The sequence below is a fragment of the Sinomicrobium kalidii genome (genome assembly GCF_021183825.1).
Classification (GTDB): Bacteria; Bacteroidota; Bacteroidia; order Flavobacteriales; family Flavobacteriaceae; genus Sinomicrobium; species Sinomicrobium kalidii.
The window spans coordinates 2,485,609-2,510,512 of sequence record NZ_CP089211.1 but is presented as its reverse complement, the minus strand read 5'-3'; the positions used below and the strand labels follow the sequence as shown (position 1 = coordinate 2,510,512).

12 protein-coding genes are annotated in these 24,904 nt (G+C 47.5%); 5 read left to right on the top strand and 7 right to left on the bottom strand.

Features of this window, described 5'->3' with window-relative positions; translation table 11 throughout:
- Nucleotides 1-96 precede the first annotated feature (96 nt).
- The 4 genes from LS482_RS09990 to rhaM all read left to right on the top strand — a co-directional run bounded on the left by LS482_RS09990 (nucleotide 97) and on the right by rhaM (nucleotide 7,714).
- Nucleotides 97-3,246: a SusC/RagA family TonB-linked outer membrane protein gene (locus LS482_RS09990; RefSeq protein ID WP_233031641.1), complete on the top strand. Its 3,150-nt coding sequence runs from the start codon at nucleotides 97-99 to the stop codon at nucleotides 3,244-3,246.
- A gap of 15 nt (nucleotides 3,247-3,261) precedes the next feature.
- Nucleotides 3,262-4,791 (top strand): RagB/SusD family nutrient uptake outer membrane protein, encoded by a 1,530-nt coding sequence (locus LS482_RS09985; RefSeq protein ID WP_233031640.1) that lies wholly within the window; start codon nucleotides 3,262-3,264, stop codon nucleotides 4,789-4,791.
- 105 nt (nucleotides 4,792-4,896) lie between these two features.
- A complete protein-coding gene (locus tag LS482_RS09980) occupies nucleotides 4,897-7,320 on the top strand; it encodes a glycoside hydrolase family 31 protein (protein WP_233031639.1) in 2,424 nt (807 codons plus the stop codon).
- 79 nt (nucleotides 7,321-7,399) lie between these two features.
- Nucleotides 7,400-7,714: an L-rhamnose mutarotase gene (gene rhaM / locus LS482_RS09975; protein ID WP_233031638.1), complete on the top strand. Its 315-nt coding sequence runs from the start codon at nucleotides 7,400-7,402 to the stop codon at nucleotides 7,712-7,714.
- 297 nt (nucleotides 7,715-8,011) lie between these two features.
- Here the strand turns inward: rhaM and LS482_RS09970 are convergent, their stop codons facing one another.
- The 7 genes from LS482_RS09970 to LS482_RS09940 form a co-directional block, all read right to left on the bottom strand.
- A complete protein-coding gene (locus tag LS482_RS09970; RefSeq protein ID WP_233031637.1) occupies nucleotides 8,012-9,223 on the bottom strand; it encodes an AGE family epimerase/isomerase in 1,212 nt (403 codons plus the stop codon).
- A 14-nt stretch (nucleotides 9,224-9,237) separates the two neighbouring features.
- On the bottom strand, nucleotides 9,238-10,431 hold the full coding sequence (locus LS482_RS09965) for a glycoside hydrolase family 130 protein (protein WP_302849402.1): 1,194 nt from the start codon (nucleotides 10,429-10,431) through the stop codon (nucleotides 9,238-9,240).
- A 46-nt stretch (nucleotides 10,432-10,477) separates the two neighbouring features.
- Entirely contained in the window at nucleotides 10,478-12,301 is a 1,824-nt protein-coding gene (locus LS482_RS09960; RefSeq protein WP_233031636.1) for a sodium:solute symporter family protein, read from the bottom strand.
- A gap of 82 nt (nucleotides 12,302-12,383) precedes the next feature.
- Nucleotides 12,384-13,496 (bottom strand): glycoside hydrolase family 26 protein, encoded by a 1,113-nt coding sequence (locus LS482_RS09955; protein WP_233031635.1) that lies wholly within the window; start codon nucleotides 13,494-13,496, stop codon nucleotides 12,384-12,386.
- Between the two features lie 1,195 nt (nucleotides 13,497-14,691).
- Entirely contained in the window at nucleotides 14,692-15,714 is a 1,023-nt protein-coding gene (locus LS482_RS09950; RefSeq protein ID WP_233031634.1) for a phytase, read from the bottom strand.
- Between the two features lie 36 nt (nucleotides 15,715-15,750).
- A complete protein-coding gene (locus LS482_RS09945) occupies nucleotides 15,751-18,600 on the bottom strand; it encodes a TonB-dependent receptor (protein ID WP_233031633.1) in 2,850 nt (949 codons plus the stop codon).
- Nucleotides 18,601-18,777: 177 nt separating this feature from the next.
- A complete protein-coding gene (locus LS482_RS09940; protein ID WP_233031632.1) occupies nucleotides 18,778-20,340 on the bottom strand; it encodes a tetratricopeptide repeat protein in 1,563 nt (520 codons plus the stop codon).
- A 300-nt stretch (nucleotides 20,341-20,640) separates the two neighbouring features.
- Between LS482_RS09940 and LS482_RS09935 the strand changes: the two genes are divergently transcribed.
- Nucleotides 20,641-24,870 carry a hybrid sensor histidine kinase/response regulator transcription factor gene (locus tag LS482_RS09935; protein WP_233031631.1) on the top strand — a complete coding sequence of 1,410 codons (4,230 nt, stop codon included), beginning with the start codon at nucleotides 20,641-20,643 and terminating at the stop codon, nucleotides 24,868-24,870.
- Nucleotides 24,871-24,904: the final 34 nt, after the last annotated feature.

The window sequence follows — 24,904 nt, the reverse complement described above, 5'->3', positions numbered from 1 at the left end:
GAATACATTTGGCTTGACATCCCGGCTTTTTGTACAGCTAAAAAAAGTCGAACAACTACTTTGTGACTATTTAATTAAACTAAAAACACCTGGCTAATGAAAAACCAATTCAAAACACTACCGGGCTTACTTTTGTGTATTTTTATCTGCACTATCGGTTATGCCCAGGAAACCTTGATCAAAGGGTCGGTTACTGATACTGCTAATACGCCCCTTCCGGGGGTCAACGTCATCATTAAGGGGACGAGAACCGGAACGGTAACCGATTTTGACGGAAATTATGAAATCCAGGCCTCACAGGGCGATGTACTTACATTCTCTTATGTAGGCATGGAAAACGTGGAAAAAAGCGTTGGAAATTCCTCCACCATAAACGTTACCTTACAGGAAAGCAACTCGCAACTGGAGGAAGTGGTGGTTATAGGCTACGGTACACAAAAAAAGGTAGCCACCACCGGGGCTATTGCAACCTTAAAGACCGATAACTTTGTGGAACGCCCCATTTCGAGAGTAGACCAGGGGCTTATCGGCCAGATTGCCGGAGTACGGGTGAAACAGACCTCCGGTTTGCCGGGCAGGCCGTTCAGTATCAACATTAGAGGTACGGGATCTATCTCCGCAGGGAACGAACCGCTGTATGTTATTGACGGTTTTCCCCTGCATACGGAAGGGACGAACCAGAACGGGAACTTCTCCAACGGAAGTCCGCTGGACAATATTAACCCCAATGATATCGAATCCATCGAGATCCTCAAGGATGCAGCAGCAGCAGCCATTTACGGATCGAGGGCATCTAACGGGGTGGTTCTTATTACCACAAAGAAAGGAAAAACGGGAGAGGCCAGGTTCACTTTTAATGCGTATGCGGGTATTTCCAAGGAGTCCAAGAGGGTAGACATGCTGAATCCCGAAGAATGGATTGAAAGGTCAAAGGTCATGATCGACAATCAATGGGTAAATTCCGGCGTGCCCGGCGCTTCCCCGGAACAATCCGTAGACCAGCGGAGAAACATTTACAACCAGTTTCTCATCGCTAACGATCGTGAATCGGAAGTCCTCGGAGCCGATGAATTCAACACCTCCTATATGTACGACCCGAGATGGGACATGGAAGGGCATCCGGGACTGGATTTCATCGACTGGCAGGACCGTATCTTCCGCACAGGCATTTTCCATAATTACCAGCTTTCCGCCTCGGGTGCCACCGATGCCATTAATTATTACATTTCGGGGAATTACCAGAATAACGAAGGTTATATCATCGGTACGGATTACGAAGCGTTCAGTGCCAGGGCCAATGTAGACATCAAGTTTTCCGACAGGCTCAAAATGGGGATTAACATAGCCCCCACCTATTCCGTCAGGAACGATCCCGGCGTGGAAGGAAAGGACAATACACTCCACAAAGCCATTTCCACCACACCCATACAGGAAAGTTCTACAAATGAAAGCGGGCAAAAATACACGGTGCGCTATGACTGGGGGAGCAGCAATACCGATCCCCTTCCGCGATTGTACCGGAAAGGGAAGTACACCATGTTCAGAACACTCATTTCATCATATGTGAGTTACGATGTCATGGAAGGGCTTACCCTCAGGAGTTCGGTAAACTTCGACAATGCAGATAACACTTCCGAGACCTACCGGCCCAATGATGTTCTGGAGAGTATAAGGGGTGGATTCGGAACCTACAGGAGACAGAATATCGTAAACGAAAATACGCTGAACTATACCAATACATTCAATGACAAACACAACCTGTCCGTAACGCTGGGGCATTCCTATAACAGGTACCAGATCACTTCATCCGGACTATCCTCCGGGAACAGGTATAACAATTCCACCATAGAAACCCTCCCGAGCGGTTCTACGGGGAGTACAAGTTCATCCAGGAACGTACTGATCTCCTATTTCGGGAGGGCCCAGTATGATTTCATGGAAAAATATATGCTTTCGGCCAGTATCCGATGGGACGGTTCCTCCAAGTTCGGGCCCGATTCCCGGTGGGGAGTATTTCCATCCGTCTCCGGCGGATGGCGGATTTCCCAGGAAGAATTCATGCAGGATATTTCCTGGCTGAGCGAACTCAAATTACGTGCCAGCTACGGGATAAACGGGAGTAACAACATAGGTAACTACGCCTGGTATTCTACTTTGGGCACTTACAATTATTTCCTCGGACAAAATACAGCCCTCGGACAGGGGGTGGCCTCCATTCCCAATCCTTCCCTGCACTGGGAAGAGTCCAGAAGTACCAACATCGGGCTGGATTTCGGGTTCCTCGACAACAGGATCGTCGCATCACTGGACTACTACCGGAAAGTAAACAGCGATCTGCTGTTACAGGTCCCGGCTCCCGCAGCTTCCGGATTTACAAGTTACCTGGCCAACGTAGGTGAAGTACTGAACAAGGGTTGGGAAGCCGAAATTACCAGTTATAACCTTACCGGTGACTTTAGCTGGAACACCTCCTTTAACATCAGCCACAACGCGAACGAGGTCCTTGCCCTCGGACCGGACCAGGACAGGATAGAAATATCTTCGGGTTACAGTTCCATACCCTTTATCATTCTGGAAGTGGGCAAGCCCATGTACACCATTCACACTATTAAACAGGACGGGGTGCTCAGCGAGGAAGACGTAGCCAACAATGCCGCTACTTATGGCGGAGGAGCCCCTGTGGCAGGCGACCCCAAATATGTGGACCAGAACGACGACGGGGTCATTAACGAAGAGGATCGTGTGGACGCAGGGAATCCGTTTCCGAAATATGTCTGGGGAATAACGAACAATTTCAAGTATAAAAACTTCGATCTCAATGTCCTTGTACAAGGCCAAAACGGCGGACATGTGTACGGATTGCTCGGAAGGGCCATCAACCGTACCGGGATGTCTTCCGGAGAAAATCATCTGGACGTAGACCCCGCAAAACGGGGGAACTGGAAAACCAATTTCGGTTATGTGGCCAATACCGACTGGCTCTACAAATCAGACTACCTGAGTATCCGTAACATTACCTTCGGCTATAATCTCACTGACGCCATTAAAGCCCAGAAAATAGATAATGCCCGGATTTATGTTACGGCCGAAAACTGGTTTTACTGGGACAAATATGACGGCGGGTACAACCCCGAAGCTGCCAACGCCCCTGCCAGCAGCGACAGCAGGTATCCCGTTCCGGCGGATTACGGCGGGGCTCCGCTTGCCAAATCACTGATACTCGGACTTAATGTAACCTTTAACTAAAAAACTCCTCACATTATGATACGCTATAAATCCATACTAATCCCGTGTCTGGCACTCGTCCTTTTGACTTCCTGTGAAAAGGACCTGGACCAGGTGCCCCTTTCATCGGGGACCACCGAAAATTTCTACGCCACGGAAAATGATTTTATACAGGCCAGGAACGCCACATATTCACTGACCTTCCACGGGTCGGGCACTTACGGGTATGCCAACAGGATACTGAACCTCAGCGAAACCCGGTCAGATAACCTGTATGCTACAACGCAGGCCTCCAGAACATGGGAAGGGATCAACAATTTTTTCACTTCCATTAACTCCAACGCCTATATAGAAGAGGCCTATACTACCAATTTCAACGCCATATACAAGGCCAACCAATTACTGGAAAAGCTGGACGAAAACGGGGAAATTATCCCTCTTGAGAACGACAGGACCTTAATGCGGGCCGAGGCCCGGTTTTTAAGGGCCTTTTGCTATTTTGATCTCGTCCGCTGGTTCGGAAAAGTGCCTTTGCTGGACAGAACGGTAACCCCTCAGGAAGCTTCTGAAATAGGACGGTCGCCGGTAAGCGATATATACGACCTTATCATCTCCGACCTTCAATTTGCCATTGAGAACTTACCGGAGACCTACGAAGGTTCCGAATACGGCCGGATCACCCGCTACGGCGCCAAAGGTATCCTGGCCCTGGTACATATGACCCGCTCAAGCCCCGACTACGGTATCGATGGACCGGGACTCGATCTCAACGAATGGGACCAGGCCTATCAGCAGTTAAACGACATCAAAAACAGCGGGCAATATGGCTTTGAATCTTCTTACGACAGTATCTTCAGGGTAGAAGGAACTGTCAACAAGGAAAATATACTGGTTATTCCCTACGGAAGCAATACCGGCGACGGCGTGGGAGGCAATTTCCCTGTTGAAGTGACCAGTGACCAATATTTTGCATCTTTCGGATTATCCGACCAGGGTGCCCTGGAACGAAGACCGATTTCGAGCGAATTTCGCCAAAAGTTCGCCCCGGAAGACGAAAGGGCGCAATTCGGCATTGTAGATACGTTCTCCGTAGACTCCGGAAGGCATGAAGGATTTTACAACGAACCGATATTTATCAAATATGCCGACGATTCCCGTTACGGGGACGGCCGTACGGACTGGGGCGTGGATTTTATAGTGCTGCGTTATACCGATGTGCTGTTCCTCATGGCCGAATGTACGCTCCACGGCGGTGGCGGTACCCAGGCCGATGTGGATAAGATTGTCAATGACGTCAGGGAAAGGGCCGGACTGGCACGTGATGCGTCCAATGTCACCCTGGAGGAATTGTTTGCCGAACGGAGAAAGGAATTCTTCTCCGAAGGTACACGTTGGTTCGACCTCTACCGTTCCGGGAATGCCGTAAGCATTATGAACGCCTGGAAATCTGAAGTGGATAACGAGAACAGCGTTAACAACATCGATGAAAATTCGCTGTTGTACCCCATTCCGCTGCAGGAATTACTCTCAACACCGGGGCTTTATGAACAGAATCCCGGGTATTAAAATCAATTTTATAAGTAAATTGCAAAGAGCATCGGGGTGGAAAAAGTGTATGCCTGATGTTCTTTGCAGTTCTGAAATAACCTGAAAACACACACAACAACTACAATGAACGCATTCACAAAGTTTTTTCTTTTCCTGCTTTTTTACAGTGCGATACAACCCTTTTCCTTCGCCCAGACCGGGGTCGGGAAAGTCCGGACAGTAAAACACAACAACAATACCGTTCTTTTCTCCAATACCAATGCCGATGTACAACTCGAATTCTGCACGGACGGTATTATAAGAATACGGACCAGCTGGAACCGGGAATTCGAAGAAAACGAACCCTGGATGGTTTCCCGCTACGACTGGCCGGGAACAGATGTGGAAATCGCAGAAGAGGACGATCAATTTGTATTAAAAACCGCAAAGCTTATCCTGAAAGTACAAAAACGCCCCTTTCAACTCGACATTTACGATACCGCCGGGAACATCCTGTCCTCCGAGGATGTAGAAGGTATCAAAGGAGGTTTTTCCCGCGGGAATACCGTGGGATCGACAAAAAAACTGTTCCCCGGAGAACATTTCTTCGGTTTCGGTGAACGCATGGATGTTCTGGACCGCAGGGGGAAAGAAGTTACGCTTAACGTCGGAAGAGGGCTCGGAAGACCACACATTGTAGGCGCATATAATGTGCTGGAAGCCAACTATTCGCCCGTACCATTCTTTATGAGCACCAAAGGCTACGGGATCTTTTTCCATACGGCCTGGCCCACGACCTGGGACATGGGCTCGGGTTCTGACAAGGCATACAGTTTCCGGGCGGAAAACGGCGAACTCGATTACTATTTTATGTACGGGCCGGACTTTCCCTCCATCCTGGACAAATACACCTCCGTTACAGGAAAATCGCCGCTACTGCCGTATTTCGGGCTGGGACTTCACGTGGGTACCTACAGCGGCGGCACCTGGGGGCATGAAGCGCTCACTTCGGACCATTACCCGGTGGCCCTGGTTAAAAAGTTCCGCGAACTGAATATTCCGCTCGATATCCTTCATCTCGATTCTACCTGGAGGATCTTCGGAAAGAACGGCGGGAGCGGTGCCACAACTTTCGAATGGCGGGAAACCTTTAAAAATCCCGAAGCCATGTTCGACAGCCTCTACGCACAAAACCTCAACATGGTAGGCCTCCACGTAAGGCCCCGCTTTGACAACGGCAACAAACTGAACCTGCTGGACCAGGCGCGTGAAAAAGGCCACACCTACCCGGAGAACGGAAATCCCGGGGAGTTTGTGAACTTTTTCGACCCGGAATCGGTAGACTGGTGGTGGGAAAACGGGGCCATGCGGGTGGCCGGAATCGGGGCCATGTTCTTCAAGACCGATGAAGGCAGTGCCTTTGGCCGCAAGGCCAACGAAAGCAATAAAACAGGCCCAAAAGGAGAAAATGTAAAAAAACTGCACAACGTCTTCCCTATTGCCTATGCCAGAGCTCCCTATGAAAAATTTGCCGAACTGAATAACATGAGAGGTATGAATCATACCCGCGAAGGCTATGCCGGGATACAGCGCTATCCCTTCATCTTTGCCGGCGACTGGCCCAGCGAATGGCAGTACTTTGAACCCGTAATCAAGGCCGGGCTCAATATCGGGCTTTCCGGTGTGGGCTACTGGGCGCACTGCATGGGAGGCTTTGAACACGATGCCGACCCGGAACTTTACATCCGCTGGACACAATTCGGCCTGATGAGTTCCGTTGCCCATCTTTTCGGTATGGATCACCCTACTTATAAAGAACCGTGGAACTACGGTGAGGAAGCACTCAATATTTTCAGGAAATACACCAAACTGCGGTACAGTCTGCTGCCTTATCTGTACAGCAACGCTTATGAAATGTACACGAAAGGCATCCCGCTTATGCGTGCCCTCGTACTTCATTACCAGAACGATCCGAATGTTTACAATATTACCGATCAATACCTGCTGGGCGAAAGCCTGATGGTTTGCCCGGTAACCACAAAAGGGGCCAGGACCAGGGTAGTCTACCTTCCCGAAGGGAACTGGACCGACTTCCGGACCGGGGAAACCTACACCGGGAAACAATACCTCAACGTGGTTTGCCCGCTCGATGAAATGCCGATATTTGTAAAGCAAGGAGCTATTATCCCCTCGCAAAAAGCTGTTAACTACATCGGTGAAGAAACGATCGACACCATCAACCTGGATATTTATCCGCACGAGACCTCTTCCTTCGACCTCTATGACGATGACGGAACAAGCACAGACTATCAAAAAGGAGAATATGCCATAACGCATATCAGCAGTATTCGCAATGAGAAAACTGTAGCTATAAACATCAAGACCCCTAAAGGAAAATACAAGGTGCCGAAACGGTCCTATAAAGTGAGCGTACATATCGACAAAAAACCTGCCTCTGTGGAAACAAACGGAAAAAAATCGCCGGTGCAATATGACGAAGAAAAGAAGGTGCTCACGGTGTTACCCGATGTCAAAAGTAACAGGGACATTCGTATCATTATTAAATAACTTTCCAATGACCGCCGTGGTCAACGGCAAATAACCGGGTTGTATTCCGGTTGTCCGCCTTCCATCAAAACCCGAGTTTATGAAAACCTTAGCTTTTAAAATGTTCCTGAAAAAAGGGCAACGCAATGCCTACAGGAAAAGACATGACGAAATTTGGCCGGAACTCAAATCCCTGCTGGAAGATTCCGGAATAAGGGACTATCATATTTTTCTGGACGAAGGGACCGGTATCCTTTTTGCATCCATGAAAGTTACGGACGATAACACCGTGGATGCCTTGCCCGATCATCCGGTCATGAAAAAATGGTGGACATTTATGGCCGACATTATGGAAACCAACGAGGACAACTCCCCACTTACCGTAAACCTGGAACATATGTTTACACTGGAATAACCGTAAGTAAGTGTTTAAGAGACTGTCTTCTTTAGGATATAATTATTTTTAGATATGAGATGTGAGATATCAGATTTTAGACTTGGACTTAAGAACAGGCGTAGTACCCCTTGTCCATATAATCATTTTGAAATGCTTTTGATCCTCAACGTTTAAACATTATTCACGTTAATTTAAACAAAAGACCATAAATTCATTCCCGGTGCAGGCATCGGAGCATAAATCCCGCTTAGGGAGTCAAATCTCACAAGTTTTGAGGGGGACTCATTGAATTTAATCCTGTTTTAGCGTCCTGTGTCATACATCCTGTAATCTTACGGGAGGATTCCCCGACCATGTCAATAGTTGTATAAAGGCCCTGCTGTTGTGATACGGGCATTTCCAGGGGCCGATCTTGTTTTCATCCGTATACGGGACCCCTTTGTGATCTGTCCGGAAAAACCATTCCCCGTTTTCGCGGTCGATAAGATATTTCCGGGTGTACTCCCATATTTTTTCCATCGCCCGGCAGTAGGAAATATCTCCCGAAATCATACAAGCATAATACAGGCCCGCCATAGCTTCGGCATGCGGCCACCAGTGCCTGTCCGTATCCGTTTCTCCGGAATGTGTATCCATCTCGTTATTGACCCCGAAATTACTGTCACAAGCCTCGGCAAGGAATGTATCCGCAACTTTAAGGGCTGCTTTCCGGGTTGCGGTTATCCAGACTTCATCTTCGAGTACTTTCGCAGCTTCTGCCAGCAGCCAGGCCGCTTCAATATCATGTCCGAACGAAACTTTGGCACCCTCCGGATTCCAATCCTCATCAAAAAACAGCACAAAGTGCCCGTCTGTTCCGAGAAAACGGTCAAAAAACAGTTTCAAGAGATCTTCAAGTGATTTTTTTACTTCCGGTTCCCCGCTCAACCTGTACAGGGTGGTATAGGCTTCGAGCAGGTGTAAATGCGTATTCATGGTCTTGGCCGTATTCTCGTCCTTATCGCTCAGGCGCATATCTTCCAGGGGAGACCAGTCTTCGGCAAAAGCCTCGATATATCCGCCTCTTTCCCTGTCCCGGGAATGCGTTTCGATAAGACGGAACAATTCCAATGCCCATTGCCGGGGTTCATCCCTTTCGCTGTACAGCGCATATTCCGACAAAGCATAGACGGCAAAGGCCTGGGCATAGACCTGCTTGCGTTTATTCAGGGGGTTTCCTTGTGTACCGACCATCCAGTAAACCCCGCCGTTGTGTATATCCCTGAAATATCTTCCGATATAATCATAGGCCCTGTCACAGTAGAATTTCAGGGTTTTCGTATTGTAAAAACGGGAAACTGCGGAGAATGTCCATAATATCCTTGTATTGAGTATAATTCCCTTCGGAGCGCCAGGGACAAGACGATTGTAATGATCCCTTTGCCCGGCAAAACCCCCGTTTTTCTTATCTACGGCATAGGTCTTCCAGTATGCTATAATTTGTTCCAGTTCTTCCCGAAACTGTTTTTTCAGCGAAGTCGACAACATGGGCCTGTTATTTACTACAACGCTTTGTTCCGGTTGATCTGCGCTACAATGGTGCGTACCGATCCGGCCGAAGTAAATTTGTCCTGCGGTGTGTTTTTCACGTAATCCAGTAACTGATCGATATGAGAAGTGGCTACATGACAGCGTGTATCGGAAGATGCGTAATAGATGAACACCCGTCCGTCATCTTCCATGACCCAGCCATTGCTGAACAGTACGTTGGACACATCCCCGGTTATTTCCCGGTGATCCGGGGCCATGAAATAACCTCCGGGCTGATAAATGACCCTTGAAATATCATCCAGATCGGTCATAAACATATAGAGGGTATAGCGGAGCCCGGCTGCCGTATTCCGAACCCCGTGGGCAAGATGCAGCCAGCCCTCTTTCGTCTTCAAAGGTGCCGGACCAAGGCCATTCTTCAGTTCATACACCGTGTGATAAACTTTTTCCTGTATGATCTTTTCATTTTCCACCACGGGATTGGTGATGTCCCTTACATAACCCAGGCCTATTCCGCCACCGTTCCCCACTTCAATAAAACCGTCCTGGGGGCGCGTGTACAGGGCATATTTACCATTGACAAACTCGGGGTGGAGTACTACATTGCGCTGTTGACCGGAACCGGATATAAGATCGGGCAGGCGTTCCCAGTTTATCAGGTCTTTGGTCCTGGCTATGCCTGCATTGGCCACTGCGGCACCCGTATCGGTTCCGGGAGCGGACGGGTCTTTGCGTTCCGTACAGAATATGCCGTATATCCAGCCGTCTTCATGCGCAGTGAGCCGCATATCGTAAACGTTGACATCGGGGTCATCCGTTTCGGGAAGTTCTACGGGATACTCCCAGAATTCAAAATTGTCAATACCATTAGGACTTTCGGCAATGGCAATAAACGATTTGCGGTCTACTCCCTCCACCCGGACAGCGAGCAGGTATTTGCCTTTCCATTTTATGGCTCCCGGATTAAAGGCGGAATTAATTCCTACCCGCTCCATTCCATAGGGATTGGTGGTCGCATTAAGATCATAGCGCCAGGAAACGGGGGCATGGGCAGCGGTTACTACAGGGTTGCTGTAACGCTGAAAAATTCCGTTACCGTCTTCCAGCGGTATATTTGGTTTTTCAATAAGTTTCCGGTAATTTTCCATCAGGGTATCATGGTTTTCTATCTTTCTGCTTTCCCTGGCCTGATTTGTATGGTTCATGTTCTGTCTTTTTATTTTTTGATCTTGTTTTCTCTATAGCTGAATGTCATCCGTTCTTTCCCACCTTGTCCCACCAGTTCTTTTTGAGGATAACAAGGCAAACAACGAGGAGCCCGAGCGATACCAGAAAAGGCACATCCTTACGCAGGATGAGGTATAGTGGGAGCACTACCAGCAGGGTCTGTGCCGCCGTACCGATAATTACGTTGAACATGTCCCTTCCGAAGTTCTTGTTCTTCACAAATTCCGGGTCTTCGGCTATCACCTTGCGGTAAACAGGTTTCCAGAACCCCCAGGGATTGACCTGTTTGTAAAAGTTTTTCAGGGCCTCTTCGTCGGTAGGTGGGGCCGAATAAGTACCTATGATGCTCCCCAGAAGTGAGATGAGCAGGATTACGGGAAAATAATACAAGTCGAGAATATCGGTTATCACAGGGAATATGAGTGCGGGGATAATTCCGGAAAGCATTCCCCAGAAATATCCTTCTCCGTTAAACCGCCACCAGTGCCATTTCAGTACATTGGAAACAACATAGCTTCCGTAAAGGGCAGATACGATCCATTGCAGTACGGAATTCACGTCCCGTACGAAAAATCCGAGGACGATACTGACCGTCACCACAACGACCCCTGTGAGATAGTTCATCCGTTTTATCTGGCGGGCACCGGCATGTTTATTAAAATATTTCAGGTAAATATCATTGACCAGGTAGGCCTGTGCCGCATTGAGCGTTCCGGCAAAGGTGGACATAAATGCTGCGAGAAGGCCAGCCAGCAGTAGTCCCAGAAGGCCCGTTGGGACAAACTGGCTTATGGCCGACGGCAAAATCCGCTCAAAATCGACCGCTCCGGCCGATTCCAGTTGCAACCGGTCATAAAAGAGAATGGCCAGCACTGCAAACCCTCCGATCATCAGGTAGCGGGTGGGCAGCAGGGCCACATTGACAAAAGCACTCATCTTGGTCGCTTCTCTCGGGGATTTTGTGGAAAGTATTTTTTGCATGTCGTAATTGGGTGCCGGCCCCGCAAGACTGGAAAGTATCCCCTTGAAAACCATGAGCATAAAGAATATCCCGAAAAGGGAATACCCATCGGAAGCGATCTTGTGGTTCATTTCCGTAATGACGCCCGACCAGTCCAGGTCCAGTTTCCAGCCGAAAAAGGGATCGAGCCAGCCTTCCGGGGTGTCCAGGGTATGGCTTCCCAGTGCATTCCAGGCGATATATCCTATAGCTATGGCAGACACGGTCATAATGGTATATTGCAACAGGTCCGTCCATACAATGCCGGACATTCCGCCGAGAATGGTATAGAAAACGGCAAAAAGCGTGAAAACGATCCCGTAAAAATGCGGAATATAAGCCGCAGGCAGATCAAAAGGAAGATACGGGCTTACCCATTCCCAGGGCACAAAGATCTCCACGAATTTCCCGAGACCTATAAAGCCATAGGCCAGGAACCCGAGACAACTGAGTATGGCAAACACTACAATAATGGTATGCGACCATTTGCCACCCTTTCCGTCGTGAAAGCGGAACAGTATCCACTCTGCCCCGGTGGTAACATTGGACCTCCGCAGCCAGGCCGAAAGATAGACCATAAGAAAAACCTGGTTGAATACAGGCCAGAGCCAGGGAATCCAGATACTCTTCATCCCGTAGACCACAGTTAAGGTAACCAGCCACATGGTCCCCGAAATATCGAACATTCCGGAAGCGTTGGACAGTCCCAGCATATACCAGGGCAGTGATTTCCCGCCCAGCAGGTAGTCGTCCTTACTTTGCTGTGCACGTTTACGCAAAAGAAGCCCGATGATCACTGTCCCCGCCAGGTAGGCGAATATGATCCATATGTCTGTTGTCTGTATCATATTAGTTTTGGAATTCCGGAGTTTTGGAGTTGGTTAGTTGGCATACCTCCGAAATTCATTACTTTTTTACACATCACATTAACTATTTTCCAGGTTGCCGGGTGAAATCCGGGCGGGGTTCAAAACCAATCTCCCTAATGTCTTTCAGGAAAAGGATATCCTTATGTTCCCCGAACATCCGGAAATCATCTGCAAGCGGATCTTCGGGGTAGGGTGCAAAAAAATGTTCGGGACTGTGATTGCGCCATACAAGCAGCCAGGCTATACCGCTATTTTTCACCGCCGGGTATAACACTTCTGTCCACCACCGGGGATGACCGCGCTGTATATTTCCCGTTTCTGTCAGGGCGAAAGGTTTGTCCCTTGAGGCGGCAAAGGCTCTCATTACCGCTATGTCGTTACGTAACGCTTCCCTGTAAATATCGTCCCCGCTGTGATTATAAATGTCTATCCCCAGTATATCCACAAAATCATCACCGGGATAAAATCGCAGGTATTCCTCCTTTTCATTCAGGGTATTGGGCGAATAGGCATACAACACATTGTGTACCTTGTGTTCATAACGAAGGAGGTTCACTGTTTCCCGCCACAGCTGTACATAATCGTTTATGCTGCAGTTTCCCGCTCCCCACCAGAACCAGGAACCGTTCATTTCGTGAAAAGGGCGGAAGACCACGGGAACCGGTTGTCCGTGAGCATCCTTTAGCGAACGGATAAAAAGGGCTACCTTTTCCATCCATCCTTCGTATCTCTTCCTGAAATTACCGCCTTTAAGGATTTGTGAAACCGCAGGAACCGTATCCCACGAACTCCCTCCCGAAACGGGGTTATCGGCATGCCAGCTCAGCGTAACAATGCCTCCGTTTTCGTGGGCCTTTACAATAAGCTTCCGCATAAGGTCAAAGGGAACGGAGTCGAGGTTATGCGTATTCCCCAGTTCTATATGGCCTATATCAAAGCCGTAAACGGCAGGAAATTTTCCTGTTACATCATCTATATCACTCCTGTCCAATGTTCCGGAACCGTCGTGTTTCCAGACTACTCCATAGGCTGTAGCATCCTGGTGTCCCAGGGCAATTTCCTTGCGCGACATGTTCCGGATACGCAGGTAGGTTTTTTTAAGAGTTTTGGAAGCTTTTAAATCCGTCAGTTCCGTTTTCCTGAGATAGGAGGAACTTTTACAGGACGAAAGCATGCAAATAAGAATTAAAAAAGTATGAAAGCACAGTTTTTCCCTGTATTTGACCCTCATTTTTTTCTCCCGATTTTGTTTTGAAATTGTATATTTAATAATTCCGGAACTGATCTTTAACGAAAACCAAAAGTAATATGGTTTTTTATTTCTGATAAATAGGATTTTGTCATTTTGTGATAAAATTTTAACACCCCGGGCAAACAACACCACAAACGCAACACGTGCATAATATTACGCGATTTTCCCCATTTTAACCGCTCACCCGATCTATATTTAATTCCGGGAATAAAGGAACAAGCAAATTTTTTATAACTTTGCACAGCATTCCAATATTGTATAGGGTATTTCTCATGTTCTTTCAAGAATCCGTAATACGGATTTTTAAATAAAAACACCTCCTGTTTGCACTTCAACGTATTAATTCGCCTTTTGTCGAAATAATTGTTCATGTAAAAAATATTCGGCCTACTTTTGAATCACCATAGCATAAGTAGGTTAAGTTCATGGTAAGATTTGGGGCAAAAAGGCGGAGTTTTACTCCGTCTTTTTTTATTTGTATATATTCTGTTTTTTCGCTTCGTTGCCCCCATTCAAGACGATATTTTAAGTTGTGGACATTGTTGGGGGTCCAGACGTCGACAGCAGGACATATGAGGTACGGCTTGCGATTTATGAGATGGTTCCTTTTTGTTACAGTGTTTGTATTGGCCTCGATTGAGGGGCATTTATTGCAGCCTTTGAGTAGTGTAAAAAATTATAGTTCTATTGTCGGGTTAACAGGTTAATAAGTTCATGCGTGATGCCTGAACAACCAAATAACTAAAGTGCAATTTCATAGCCTGCCAAAATCGTTGTCCCTTTCAGTACACAGTGATTCAGTTTTTGTAAATAAGCAGGAAACCGGAAACCCTCCCGGATTTACAATATATCAACCTCGCATACAACATTCAACCCAAAAAATATTCGTGTATTCCTGACAAAACCAAAACGGGAAACCTGCAACAAGCTAAAAACCCTGCAACTTTTCGATCCTGATCTTATGTTTTTTGGAAAATCATTTCCCGATTTTACCCGGACCCTTTTTATAACCGTAAAAGATAAACCCCGAAAACCGGTGTTAATACCAACCTTCGGGGTTTCATTCTTAGAATATAGAATTTGATCTATCCTGTTCACAGAGGAAAACAGGGATGAATCACAACTTCAGGGAATTTACGGCGTGATAGAAGAAATTCCTGTCGTCGTTCATGGAAACGAACAGGCCGTTGGGGAACTTATTGCCCAGGGCTTCCAGGGTGATCTCACAACCATCGGTACTCATCGTGCCCAGGTTGAGGGACTTCACGAACGTGTGATCACTGCGTTTGAAAAAATTGAACGTATGGGCTCCCTGATCGGATACAATAATATAACCTTCTCCGTCCGGATAAGCAACAATGGCAATGCCCTCGTTGTCGTCCCTAAAATATTCCTCACCAAACAGGGCCAGTTCTTCATTGCCTTTTTCGGGATCGGCATAATACTTGCGTACTCCCACTTGCTCATCAGAATAATACACATGGCCCAGGGCATCGTCTACAGCTATGGCTTCAATCTCCTTTTTACCACTGAATTTGCCGAACTTCCTTACCAGGTTAGCCTTAACGCCCGCGGAACCGGAAATAAGTTCATATTGGTACAAATAGCCTTCGGCAGGACCGTTTTTCCTGCTGACAATAGCTGAAATATTCCCGGTTTCGGGATTTTTGTAAACGGAAATTCCCATGGGCTGTTTGAATTCGGGATTGCTGTTATCTGCATCCTCAAATACCTTGAAACCACCGTTGTCCAGGGGCTGCATATCCGGGACGGAAAATACCCGGATCTGCCGCCGGCCGCGTTCGGTAAACACCAGGATGTCGGTCTGGGTGGAATCGTTCAGTTCAAATCCGTATTCTATATCGACATTGTTGGTGCGGATAAGCCCGGTAATACTCTTTTCCGGAATGAGTTTTCCATTGAGATCAAAGGCATAAACGCCGCTATCAGGTTGGTCCTGCTCGCCCTTGTCCGTACCGAAAACAATACTTTCTTCCGGGTTGTTGCGGTTTACCCAAATGGCAGGATCATCGGTATCGTTGGGTGTTCTTTCGGTAACCAGAGTCGGTTTTATTACGGGTAATTGTTCTTTACAGGACAACATTGCCAGCACGAATGCCAGGTATACTAATTTCTTCATCTTACGATCTTTATTTTCTTGTGATTACTTTTTTTATTAAAACAGGTCATACTTTACACCGAAGGTAATCCTTCTTCCGTAGTATTCCATCTGCATGGTCCGGTTTTTCATCCCCTGGTAAAAACGCAGCGGCTGGTTGGTAATGTTGTTTACATCGGCATAGATGCGCAGGTTTTTATTGATGGCAAACGACATGTTGAAGTCGAGGAAAAACTGCTTGTCGTAATAACGGTCCTCAAAACTTTCGCCGCCCAGTTCGCTCAGGTAATCCCCGGAATAATTGGCCGAAATCCTGGCCCCGAATTTTTTACCTGCATATGACAGCGAAGCGTTAAACATGTGAGGGGCCGAACCGGGAAGGTCCAGATCGCCGCGTTCGTCTCCGTCTTCATTGGTCACTCCCCTGGCATTGGCATCCAGGTAGGTGTAGTTCAGATAGAGGTTCAGGTTTCTGGCAAAACCCGGGAGGAAATCGAGCTGACGCTGAAAAGCCGCCTCAAAACCGAATATGCTGGCATTGTCTCCGTTAAACGGCTGAAAGCGATCGTATCCGGTGGCTTCGTCTTCCGTAACGAATAGGTAGATAAAGTCTTTCAGGTCCTTGTAGAACACTCCTCCGGACAAAATTCCTACGGATTGAAAATAGTGTTCGGCCATCAGGTCAAAGTTCATGGACGTAGTAGGTTCCAATTCCGGGTTTCCGAGGTGGATTTCCTCGTCTTCACGCACAATCCTTTCATAAGGCGCCAGGTCAATGTAATTGGGGCGCGACAGTGTGTTGGTCCAGGCCAGGCGAAGTACCGTATTGCTATTCACGTTATACTTAAAATGGAGTCCCGGAAGAATATTGGTATAGCTGTTTTCGTCGGTTAGTCTGTTGCTCCCTGCAAATTCGCCTTCTTCGTCCAGGATCACCTCGTTCCCTTTGCTTTCCGACCAGGTGCTCTCCACACGAACCCCGGCCAGGACACTCAGCCTGTCTCCCAGTTTTTGATTGGCCATCACATAACCGGCCACTACATTTTCCCTTACCTCGAAGTTTTCACCCAGGTAATCACCGGGGAGGTCTTCTTTTTCAAACAGGCTTTCATCTGAAAAATCCAGACCACCAACATAGGCAGCAGAGGTAAAGCTTCCCGGTATGTACTGGCTCCCTGCGAGAAAATCGTCGTCATTATAACTGATAATATCGGTATCTGCCATGGTTTCCAGTCCGGATAGCGGGGAATACGCTGCAGCATCGAGCTGGTTCGATTTGTTTTTGAAACGGCCCCGTACACCAAATTTCACAATACCGTCACCGTTTCCAAAGAAATCGGCGGGCAGTTGAAAATTCACAAAGGCATTGACGTCTTCCTCTTCGGCAAGGGAATTTTCTTCCTCGAAACCATCAAACTCGTATTCTTCCGGGGAAAGCGGTGTCCCGGCCAGGTGTATGGGTTTGCGGGTGTCCGTACCATTCGTTATGGTATAAGCCTCACTTACAAAATCATAGCCGCGTTCCTGAGGCTTTTTTTCCTGTGCTTTGGCATAAGAAGCCATCCAGTCCATTTTTACCTTACCCAAAAGATGTTCACCGCCCAGGCTGTAGTTTTGCATACGCTGTTCTTCGAGACGGCGGTTTTTGGCGCGTTTGGTGTCCACCCCTCCTTTTAGCGACCTTTCGGATTCCACGGGAAAACGTATCAGGTTGCCACTGGCATCCACTTCAAAATCCCCGGGGCCGATATCCTCACCATCCAGGATTTCAGTGGCAGCGGCATAACGGTTCTCCCGGTCATCGCGCCAGTTGTACATGGACTTGAAGTAAACCGTATTGTCAGCATTGAAGTTATACTCAAAATTGGCCGAAATACTACGCCGCACCCGCTGTACCAGATATTTTCTGATTTCCACCTGGGAAGCATAAGGATTCACCTCTACCGATTCCGGGTTGTCCCCGTCACCGTTGTTGTATTCAAATTCGTTGCTCCATTCGGCCTCCACGTTATCGCTGCCGAAGTCGTTATCGTTTATGGAAGCCGATACCATCCAGCCGAACTTTTTGTTCTTGCTCCGGTCGCCGAGGAGGAACGATCCGTTAAGGATGCGTTTGTTTGTTATGGTGTTGATTCCGGAACCGGCGGTAGCAGACAACCTGAAGCTGCCGGGGGCCGAACGGGTAATCAGGTTAACGGACCCGCCAAGGGCGTCGGCATCCATATCCGGGGTGACCGCCTTGCTTACCTCAATGGTCTGGATCATGTCTGAAGGGATCAAATCCATCTGAACGTTACGGTTCTCGCCTTCGGCCGAAGGGATACGGCTACCGTTCAGTGTTACCGAATTGAGCTGGGGTGCCAGTCCCCTCACCACGATATCCCGCGCTTCTCCCTGGTCTACCTGCATGGTGATCCCCGGAACGCGTTTTACCGCATCGCCGATATTGGCATCGGGAAACTTGCCCAGTTGATCCGCCGATATGATATTGGTAATATTCTGCCGGTTCTTCTGGGTGTTCAGGGCTTTCGCCTGGCTCCCGAAACCATAGCCCGTTAACACCACTTCGTCCAGTTGTGTATTCTGTGAGGTCAGAGATAAATCAAGCGTGGCGGTTTCCCCGGCAGTAATGTTTACTTCCCGGGTGAGTGTAGCATAGCCCAGGTAATGTACCGATATGGTATGGGTGCCTTCGGCCACATCGACAAATGTAAATTCCCCGTCAAAATTGGTTACCGTACCTTTGTCGAGGTCTTTGATCAAAACCGTGGCACCGGGGACATACAATCCGGTATCATCAGTAATGACACCCTGGATATTTCCGGCCTGCTGAGCCTCTGCCCGCGCAGGCAACAAGGCAACAAGCAGGGTGGTAAAGAGTAGTTTCAAGTAAATTTCCGGCTTCATTTTTTTAGGTTTAGAATTCAGGTCAAAAGTATATATATCAATACTTTGCCTGCAGAAAACAAAGGCAACAAATGGTAAACAAAAAGAGGAATCAAAGGAAACATCAAGGCAACATTCACGATTTATTTACACAGGGATAACAATTCCTGAAGAAGTCGTTTTTTTCGTATGATTTTTCTACAGTTCCATCAAAAAATTGACGAGTTCCTGTTTTGGGGGGATGGGCAGTTTTTTCCTGAGCCGGTATCGCGCTACCCTCACACTGTCCGGAGTGACCCGGAGAACAGGAGCAATTTCCTTGGAAGAGAGGTTAAGACGTAGCAACATGGCCAGTCGGAGTTCGGCAGAGGACAGTTTATCCCTTGAAATTCCCGATAGTTTTTTGAAAAAATCGGGATGGATGTCTTTGAAAAAACCCATAAATTCGTCCCATTCCTCTTCCTGTTTCAGGTCGGCATCCAGCGCTCTGGCCAGGGATCTTATTTTGGCATGGACATCCATCTGCTTTCGGGAAGCAATATTTTTGAGTGTCGACGCCATGTCGGCAATCAGCTTGTTCTTCTGGGCCATGTTCAGACTATACCTGGACAGGGCAGCGGTTTTGAGGTTTATTTCATCCTGCAGCCTTTTCTCCTCTATTTCCCTTTTTTCCAGTTCGGCCTGCAACAAACGCTGTCTGTATTGCTGCAATTTTACTTTCTCCCGGCGTTTCCGGAAAAAATATACGTACAGCAACCCGCTTAGCAGCAACAGGGCCATGGCTGTAACCATAATCAGGTTACGATTGGCCGTGACGGTTTCGTTCCGGTGTTTGAGCAATGCTATCTGTGCTTCCTTTTCATTGATTTCATAAGCCGTCTGCAGCACATTGAAATGCTTGATATTCTGGGTCTCGTACATTTCCTTATACATCTTGTCATAGGTCATAAGGTGCCGGTACGCCTTATTGTAATCCCCCATTCCGGCATACACCTCCGAAAGGTCCTGATGAGCGCTCTTCTGTTGATGCAAATTGTTGTTGTCCACGGCCATTCGAAGGGCCAGGGAAGTGTATTCCAGGGCTTCGTTATGGTTCCCCGTTTTCCGGAACATATCGCCCATATTGTTGAGCACGCTTATTTGCGCATCGTCATCCCGGTCCTTAAAATAAGACAATGCTTTTTCAAAATGGTCATGGGCGGTTTCGTATTGTTTTAAATCTTCATAAATGCTCCCTATATTTTCGTTGACAAAGGCTATGCCCCGTTTGTCATTGATCTGTTCAAAAAGTTTCAGGCTTTCCTGTTGGTGTTTCAGGGCTTCCAGGTAATTTCCTTCTTTTTCCGCACAGGTACCCAAAAGTCCCTCGGCCCTGGCCTGACCACGTTCGTACCGGATTTTCCGGGCGATGTTTTTACTCGCTTCAAAATACTTCCTGGCCTTGGGGAAAAGTTTGAGCGAAAGGTATATTTCCCCGATCTTCCGTTGCAGGATGCTGTGCACACTGTCCTTCGGGCTTTCATCAAGGATCTCTATGGCCTGGTTGTACTGGCCGATGGCTTCCGTAAAGACCTCGTTCTTCCGGTAAAATTCCCCCAGTTGAATGTGCTTTTGTGCGATAGTTCCCGCCGTGCCACTTTCCAGAGCATCTTTTAACTCGGCTTTATACGTGTAGAACAGCGGATCCCGGATCGGGGGGTCTCCGTTTTTTTCACCGGAATCCTGCCCGGAACATAAAAAGGGGATCAGGAGAAGGATCATTTTTTTTATCGCGTGCAAATCAGACTATACTATAGGTTGGTTTAATCGGGCAAAGTATTGCAATAATGTTAAATTAAGGTTACACAGGTTTCATTTTATGATTAATAATGAAGGCGGAAAGAAATTGCCCGGGAAAAACAAACCCTTCCGGAGAGGGTAAAAAATAAGAGATACGCATGCATTGCCGTCAAAAACATTAACAATAATGTTATTATTACACTTATTTTTTGTTTTATCCTTAACTTTAACATAATTTTATTGTCCAATACAACCAGGACCAATCCTTTTTTATGAAACTTTATGAGGACTACGCTGTTCTTATGGGTGTTACTTTTTTGTGTTAATGCAAGGGCACAATACACCAACCTGAAATTTGAGAACCTTTCTACCACCGAGGGGCTTTCGAGCAGTACCTGTACCGAAATATTCCAGGACAAGGACGGCTTTCTCTGGTTTGGCACTATTGACGGCCTGAACAAGTATAACGGTTCTGCTTTTACGATATACCGTCCGGAATTGAATGACCGGAATTCCATTAGCGGGAACCGGATAACTTCCATTACGCAAGACAACAGGGGAAGGTTGTGGATCGGCACAAGCAACGGATTGAATGTATTGGATAAGCACACCGGAAAATTTACCCGTATCTATTTTGGTTCCGATGCATCCGGTCAGACAGGGGTAGTTGATGTGATCAATACGCTTTTTTATGACGATACAGCCAATACCTTGTGGATAGGGACAAAAAACGGGCTGTTAAGACTTCCGTTGGACAAGGTAGACGAATCTTCCCTCAAAACCCCGGCATTTACCCGTTACACCCACATGGCAGGTGTACCGCGATCCATAGACCATAATAACATTACAGGTATCCTGAAGGACCGGGACGGTTATATCTGGATAGGTACTTCGGGAGCGCACCTGAACCGATATATTCCCGCATCTGAAGAGGAAGGGAAAGCCGACGGATTTGAGCGGGTTGCCATGGATATTCCCCGAAGTTACGGGCTGGACCATATGCCGAAAAGCATACTGGAAGACAGGGACGGGGATTTCTGGATAGGGAATAACCTCTCCGGGCTGGTTATGTGGGACCGGGAAAAACAGGTGTTTGAACGAAAGCAATATACCACCGAAGGTAACATTCCCATATTCGATATGTACCGGGACAGCAAAGGGATGATATGGATAGCCACAGATGGCTACGGACTATACCTTATCGACAAGGAAAAGGACACCATACACCATATAACCCATAATCCTTCAGACCCTTTTTCCCTTCCCAATGACCAGCCCTCGAAAATACTTGAGGACAAAGACGGTACATTGTGGATCGCCTCTTATAACAAAGGAGTAAGCAAACTGGTTTTATCGAAGTCGGCCTTCGGACATTATTTCTTTCAGCCGGGAAACCCCAACAGCCTGGGTGCGAAAATCGCACAATCCGTTATACAGACCCGTGACGGAAAGATATGGATAGGCACGGATGGGGGCGGACTCAGTGCATTCGATGAATCTACGGGGAAATTCCGGCATTACGTCCATAAAAAGGGAGACCCTTCTTCACTGAGTTCAAATAAGATCGTATACCTGACCGAAGGACAGGAAGGCGCCATATGGGTATGTACATGGAACGGGGGACTCAATAAGTTCAATCCCGGTACCGGCAAAGCCGTACGTTATAAACACCATCTTTCCGATCCGTATTCCATAGGGCAGAATACGGTCTGGTGTGCCGTTGAAGATAGTCGGAAACGACTGTGGGCAGGCACACAAACCGCAGGACTCAACCTGTTTGATCCCGTTTCCGGAAAATTTTATACGTACCGGCACGATCCCGGTAAGGAATACAGTCTTGCCAGTGATTTTGTCTTTCACCTTTATACGGATTCCGGAAAACGGCTATTGGTAGGCACCTCTTCCGGGCTTTCCGTGTTGTATCCCGAAGACTATTTAACGGAAGACATTCCTGCCAACCTGAAATTCCGGGAAATCGAAGAAGATGTTATAAAGGGAAACCGGATAAATCATATTGCAGAAGATCATCGCGGCAATATCTGGCTGGGGACAGACCTCGGCCTGCACAAGCTTAATGGAAAACTGCAATGGCAAAAGTCTTATTCCACTCATGACGGATTGCCCAATAATCTCGTAGTGGGGATACAGGAAGACGATACCGGTAACCTGTGGATCACAACCAAAAGCGGACTTTCCCGGCTCAACCCCGAAACCGGGGAATTCAAGAATTTTAATACACACGACGGGCTGCAGGGCATGGAATTTCAAAGCAAGTCCATCGCCAAAACCGGGGACGGGCGTATCCTGGCGGGAGGGATTAACGGGTTTAATATCTTCCGCCCGGAAGATATGGATGCCGAAGCGGATCTTATCCGGCCCGTCCTGACCGAATTCCGGCTCTTTAACCGGACCGTGAAGAGTAAGGACACCGTAAACGGTCGCGTGCTGTTTGACAGACCGGTTTCCCGAACAAAAACGATCCGGTTGCGATATGACGAAGATCATATTTCACTGGGTTTTCTCGCGCTGCATTATCAAAATCCGGAAAGGGTACGTTATGCCTATAAAATGGAAGGGCTGGACAAGGGCTGGATATATTCCGGTGCCAATGCCATAGCCAACTACTCCAATCTTGCGGCGGGCGATTATGTTTTTAAGATAAAGGCTACGGTAAACGATTCCTGGGATACGGCCCCGGTATCCCGGTTAAAACTGAGTGTATCATCTCCTCCCTGGATGACCTGGTGGGCTTTTGTGCTCTACGGTATTGCCGGGATCACTGTTTTTTGGGTGGGCATGCGATACTATACCCGGATGGTAAGGGAAGAAAAGGAACATGAGCTCGACCAGATGAAGCTTCGCTTTTTTATTAATGTCTCCCATGAATTCAGAACACCACTGACCCTAATACTTAATCCCCTGGACAAAATACTCTCCTCTTATGATGATCCCGAACAAGTAAAGTCCTCTGCCCAAACTATCCGCCGAAGCGCCAGGAGACTGCTCAACCTGACCAATCAATTACTCGATTTCCGGAAAATGGAACAGGGAAAAGCCCCCCTTGAAACGGTTCAGGGGGATATGGTGAAATTTTGCCGGGATATTTTCTCACTTTTTGTCGATCTGGCCGATATGAAGACCATTGATTTCCGTTTTGAATCCGAAGCGGAAGAACTTATGGCATGGTTTGATCCGGACAAGGTGGAAAAAATAATGACCAACCTTTTGTCGAATGCCTTGAAGTTTACCGATGCCGGGGGAAGTGTCACTCTTGATATATCTAGAATATCGTGGAGCGACAACCGTAGTGGTCTATTTTTCCCGTTCGCTAAGGGAAATAAGAAAAAGAAAGCAGATGGTATAGCGATAAAAGTAAAAGATACGGGGATAGGTTTCAGGAAAAATCATCTGAAAGAAGTCTTTACCCGGTTTTTTCATGCCAACCAGACCAGGACAGGAACGGGGATCGGGCTTAATTTTACCCGGAGCCTCGTGGAAATTCACGGCGGGGAAATACAGGTAAACAGTGAGTATGGCAAGGGAACCGTTTTTACCGTAAAATTACCCGCAGACAGCAGACCGTATGCGACAAAGGGCAGGGATATCCCGCTTAAAGATCACATTTTTGATTCCGATACCATAAAATCTGCAGCGTATGAGATCTCGGTCTCCGAAGGGTATAAAAAGACCGGGGAGAAAAACACAACAGACAGGCATACCAAAACAAAAAAGCCGGTAATACTCATTGTTGAAGATAACAAGGAACTTCGGGTGCTTCTCAAAAATGAATTTAAGGCAGATTTTAAAATAAAAGAGGCCGAAAACGGAGCGGAAGGGCTTAAAAAGACCAAAAAATATTTCCCGGACCTTATTGTCAGTGACGTGATGATGCCCGAAATGAGCGGTTTTGAGTTGTGCAGAACGATAAAGTCCGATATAGAAATCTGCCATACCCCCGTTATTTTACTTACGGCCCGAAGCCTGGAAGAAGACAGGGTAGAGGGTTATAATACCGGTGCGGACGGATACCTCCCCAAACCTTTTCACATGAATGTCCTCAAGGCCCGCATAAACAACCTTTTGGAGAACAGGAAGAAGCTGAGAGAAAAATTTGTTTCCGTAGTCGGGGTGACGTCGCCCGGAGCGTTGGCTACCAACGCCCTGGATGAGGTTTTCCTGGACAAGACGACCAAGATCATTCTGGACAATGTTGAAAACCCGGATTTCGGACTGGAAGCCCTGTTAAAGGAAATCGCCATGAGCCGCTCGCACTTTTATCGCAAAATAAATACCCTTACGGGGCAGAATCCCAGTAGTTTTATACGTACCGTACGTTTAAAATACGCTTCGGAGCAGTTGCTTAAAGGGTGTTATTCGGTTAAGGAAGTCGCTTACATGGCCGGCTTTAATTCTTCGGCATATTTCAGTAAAACCTTCCGGGAGCTTTTCGGACAAAGCCCGAATGCGTTTGTGGAGCAAGCCACGGCAAAAGGATCTTTTCAGGTTTCCTGACAGGAAAGCGAGTCAGCCTTAGCTCCTCCTTCCG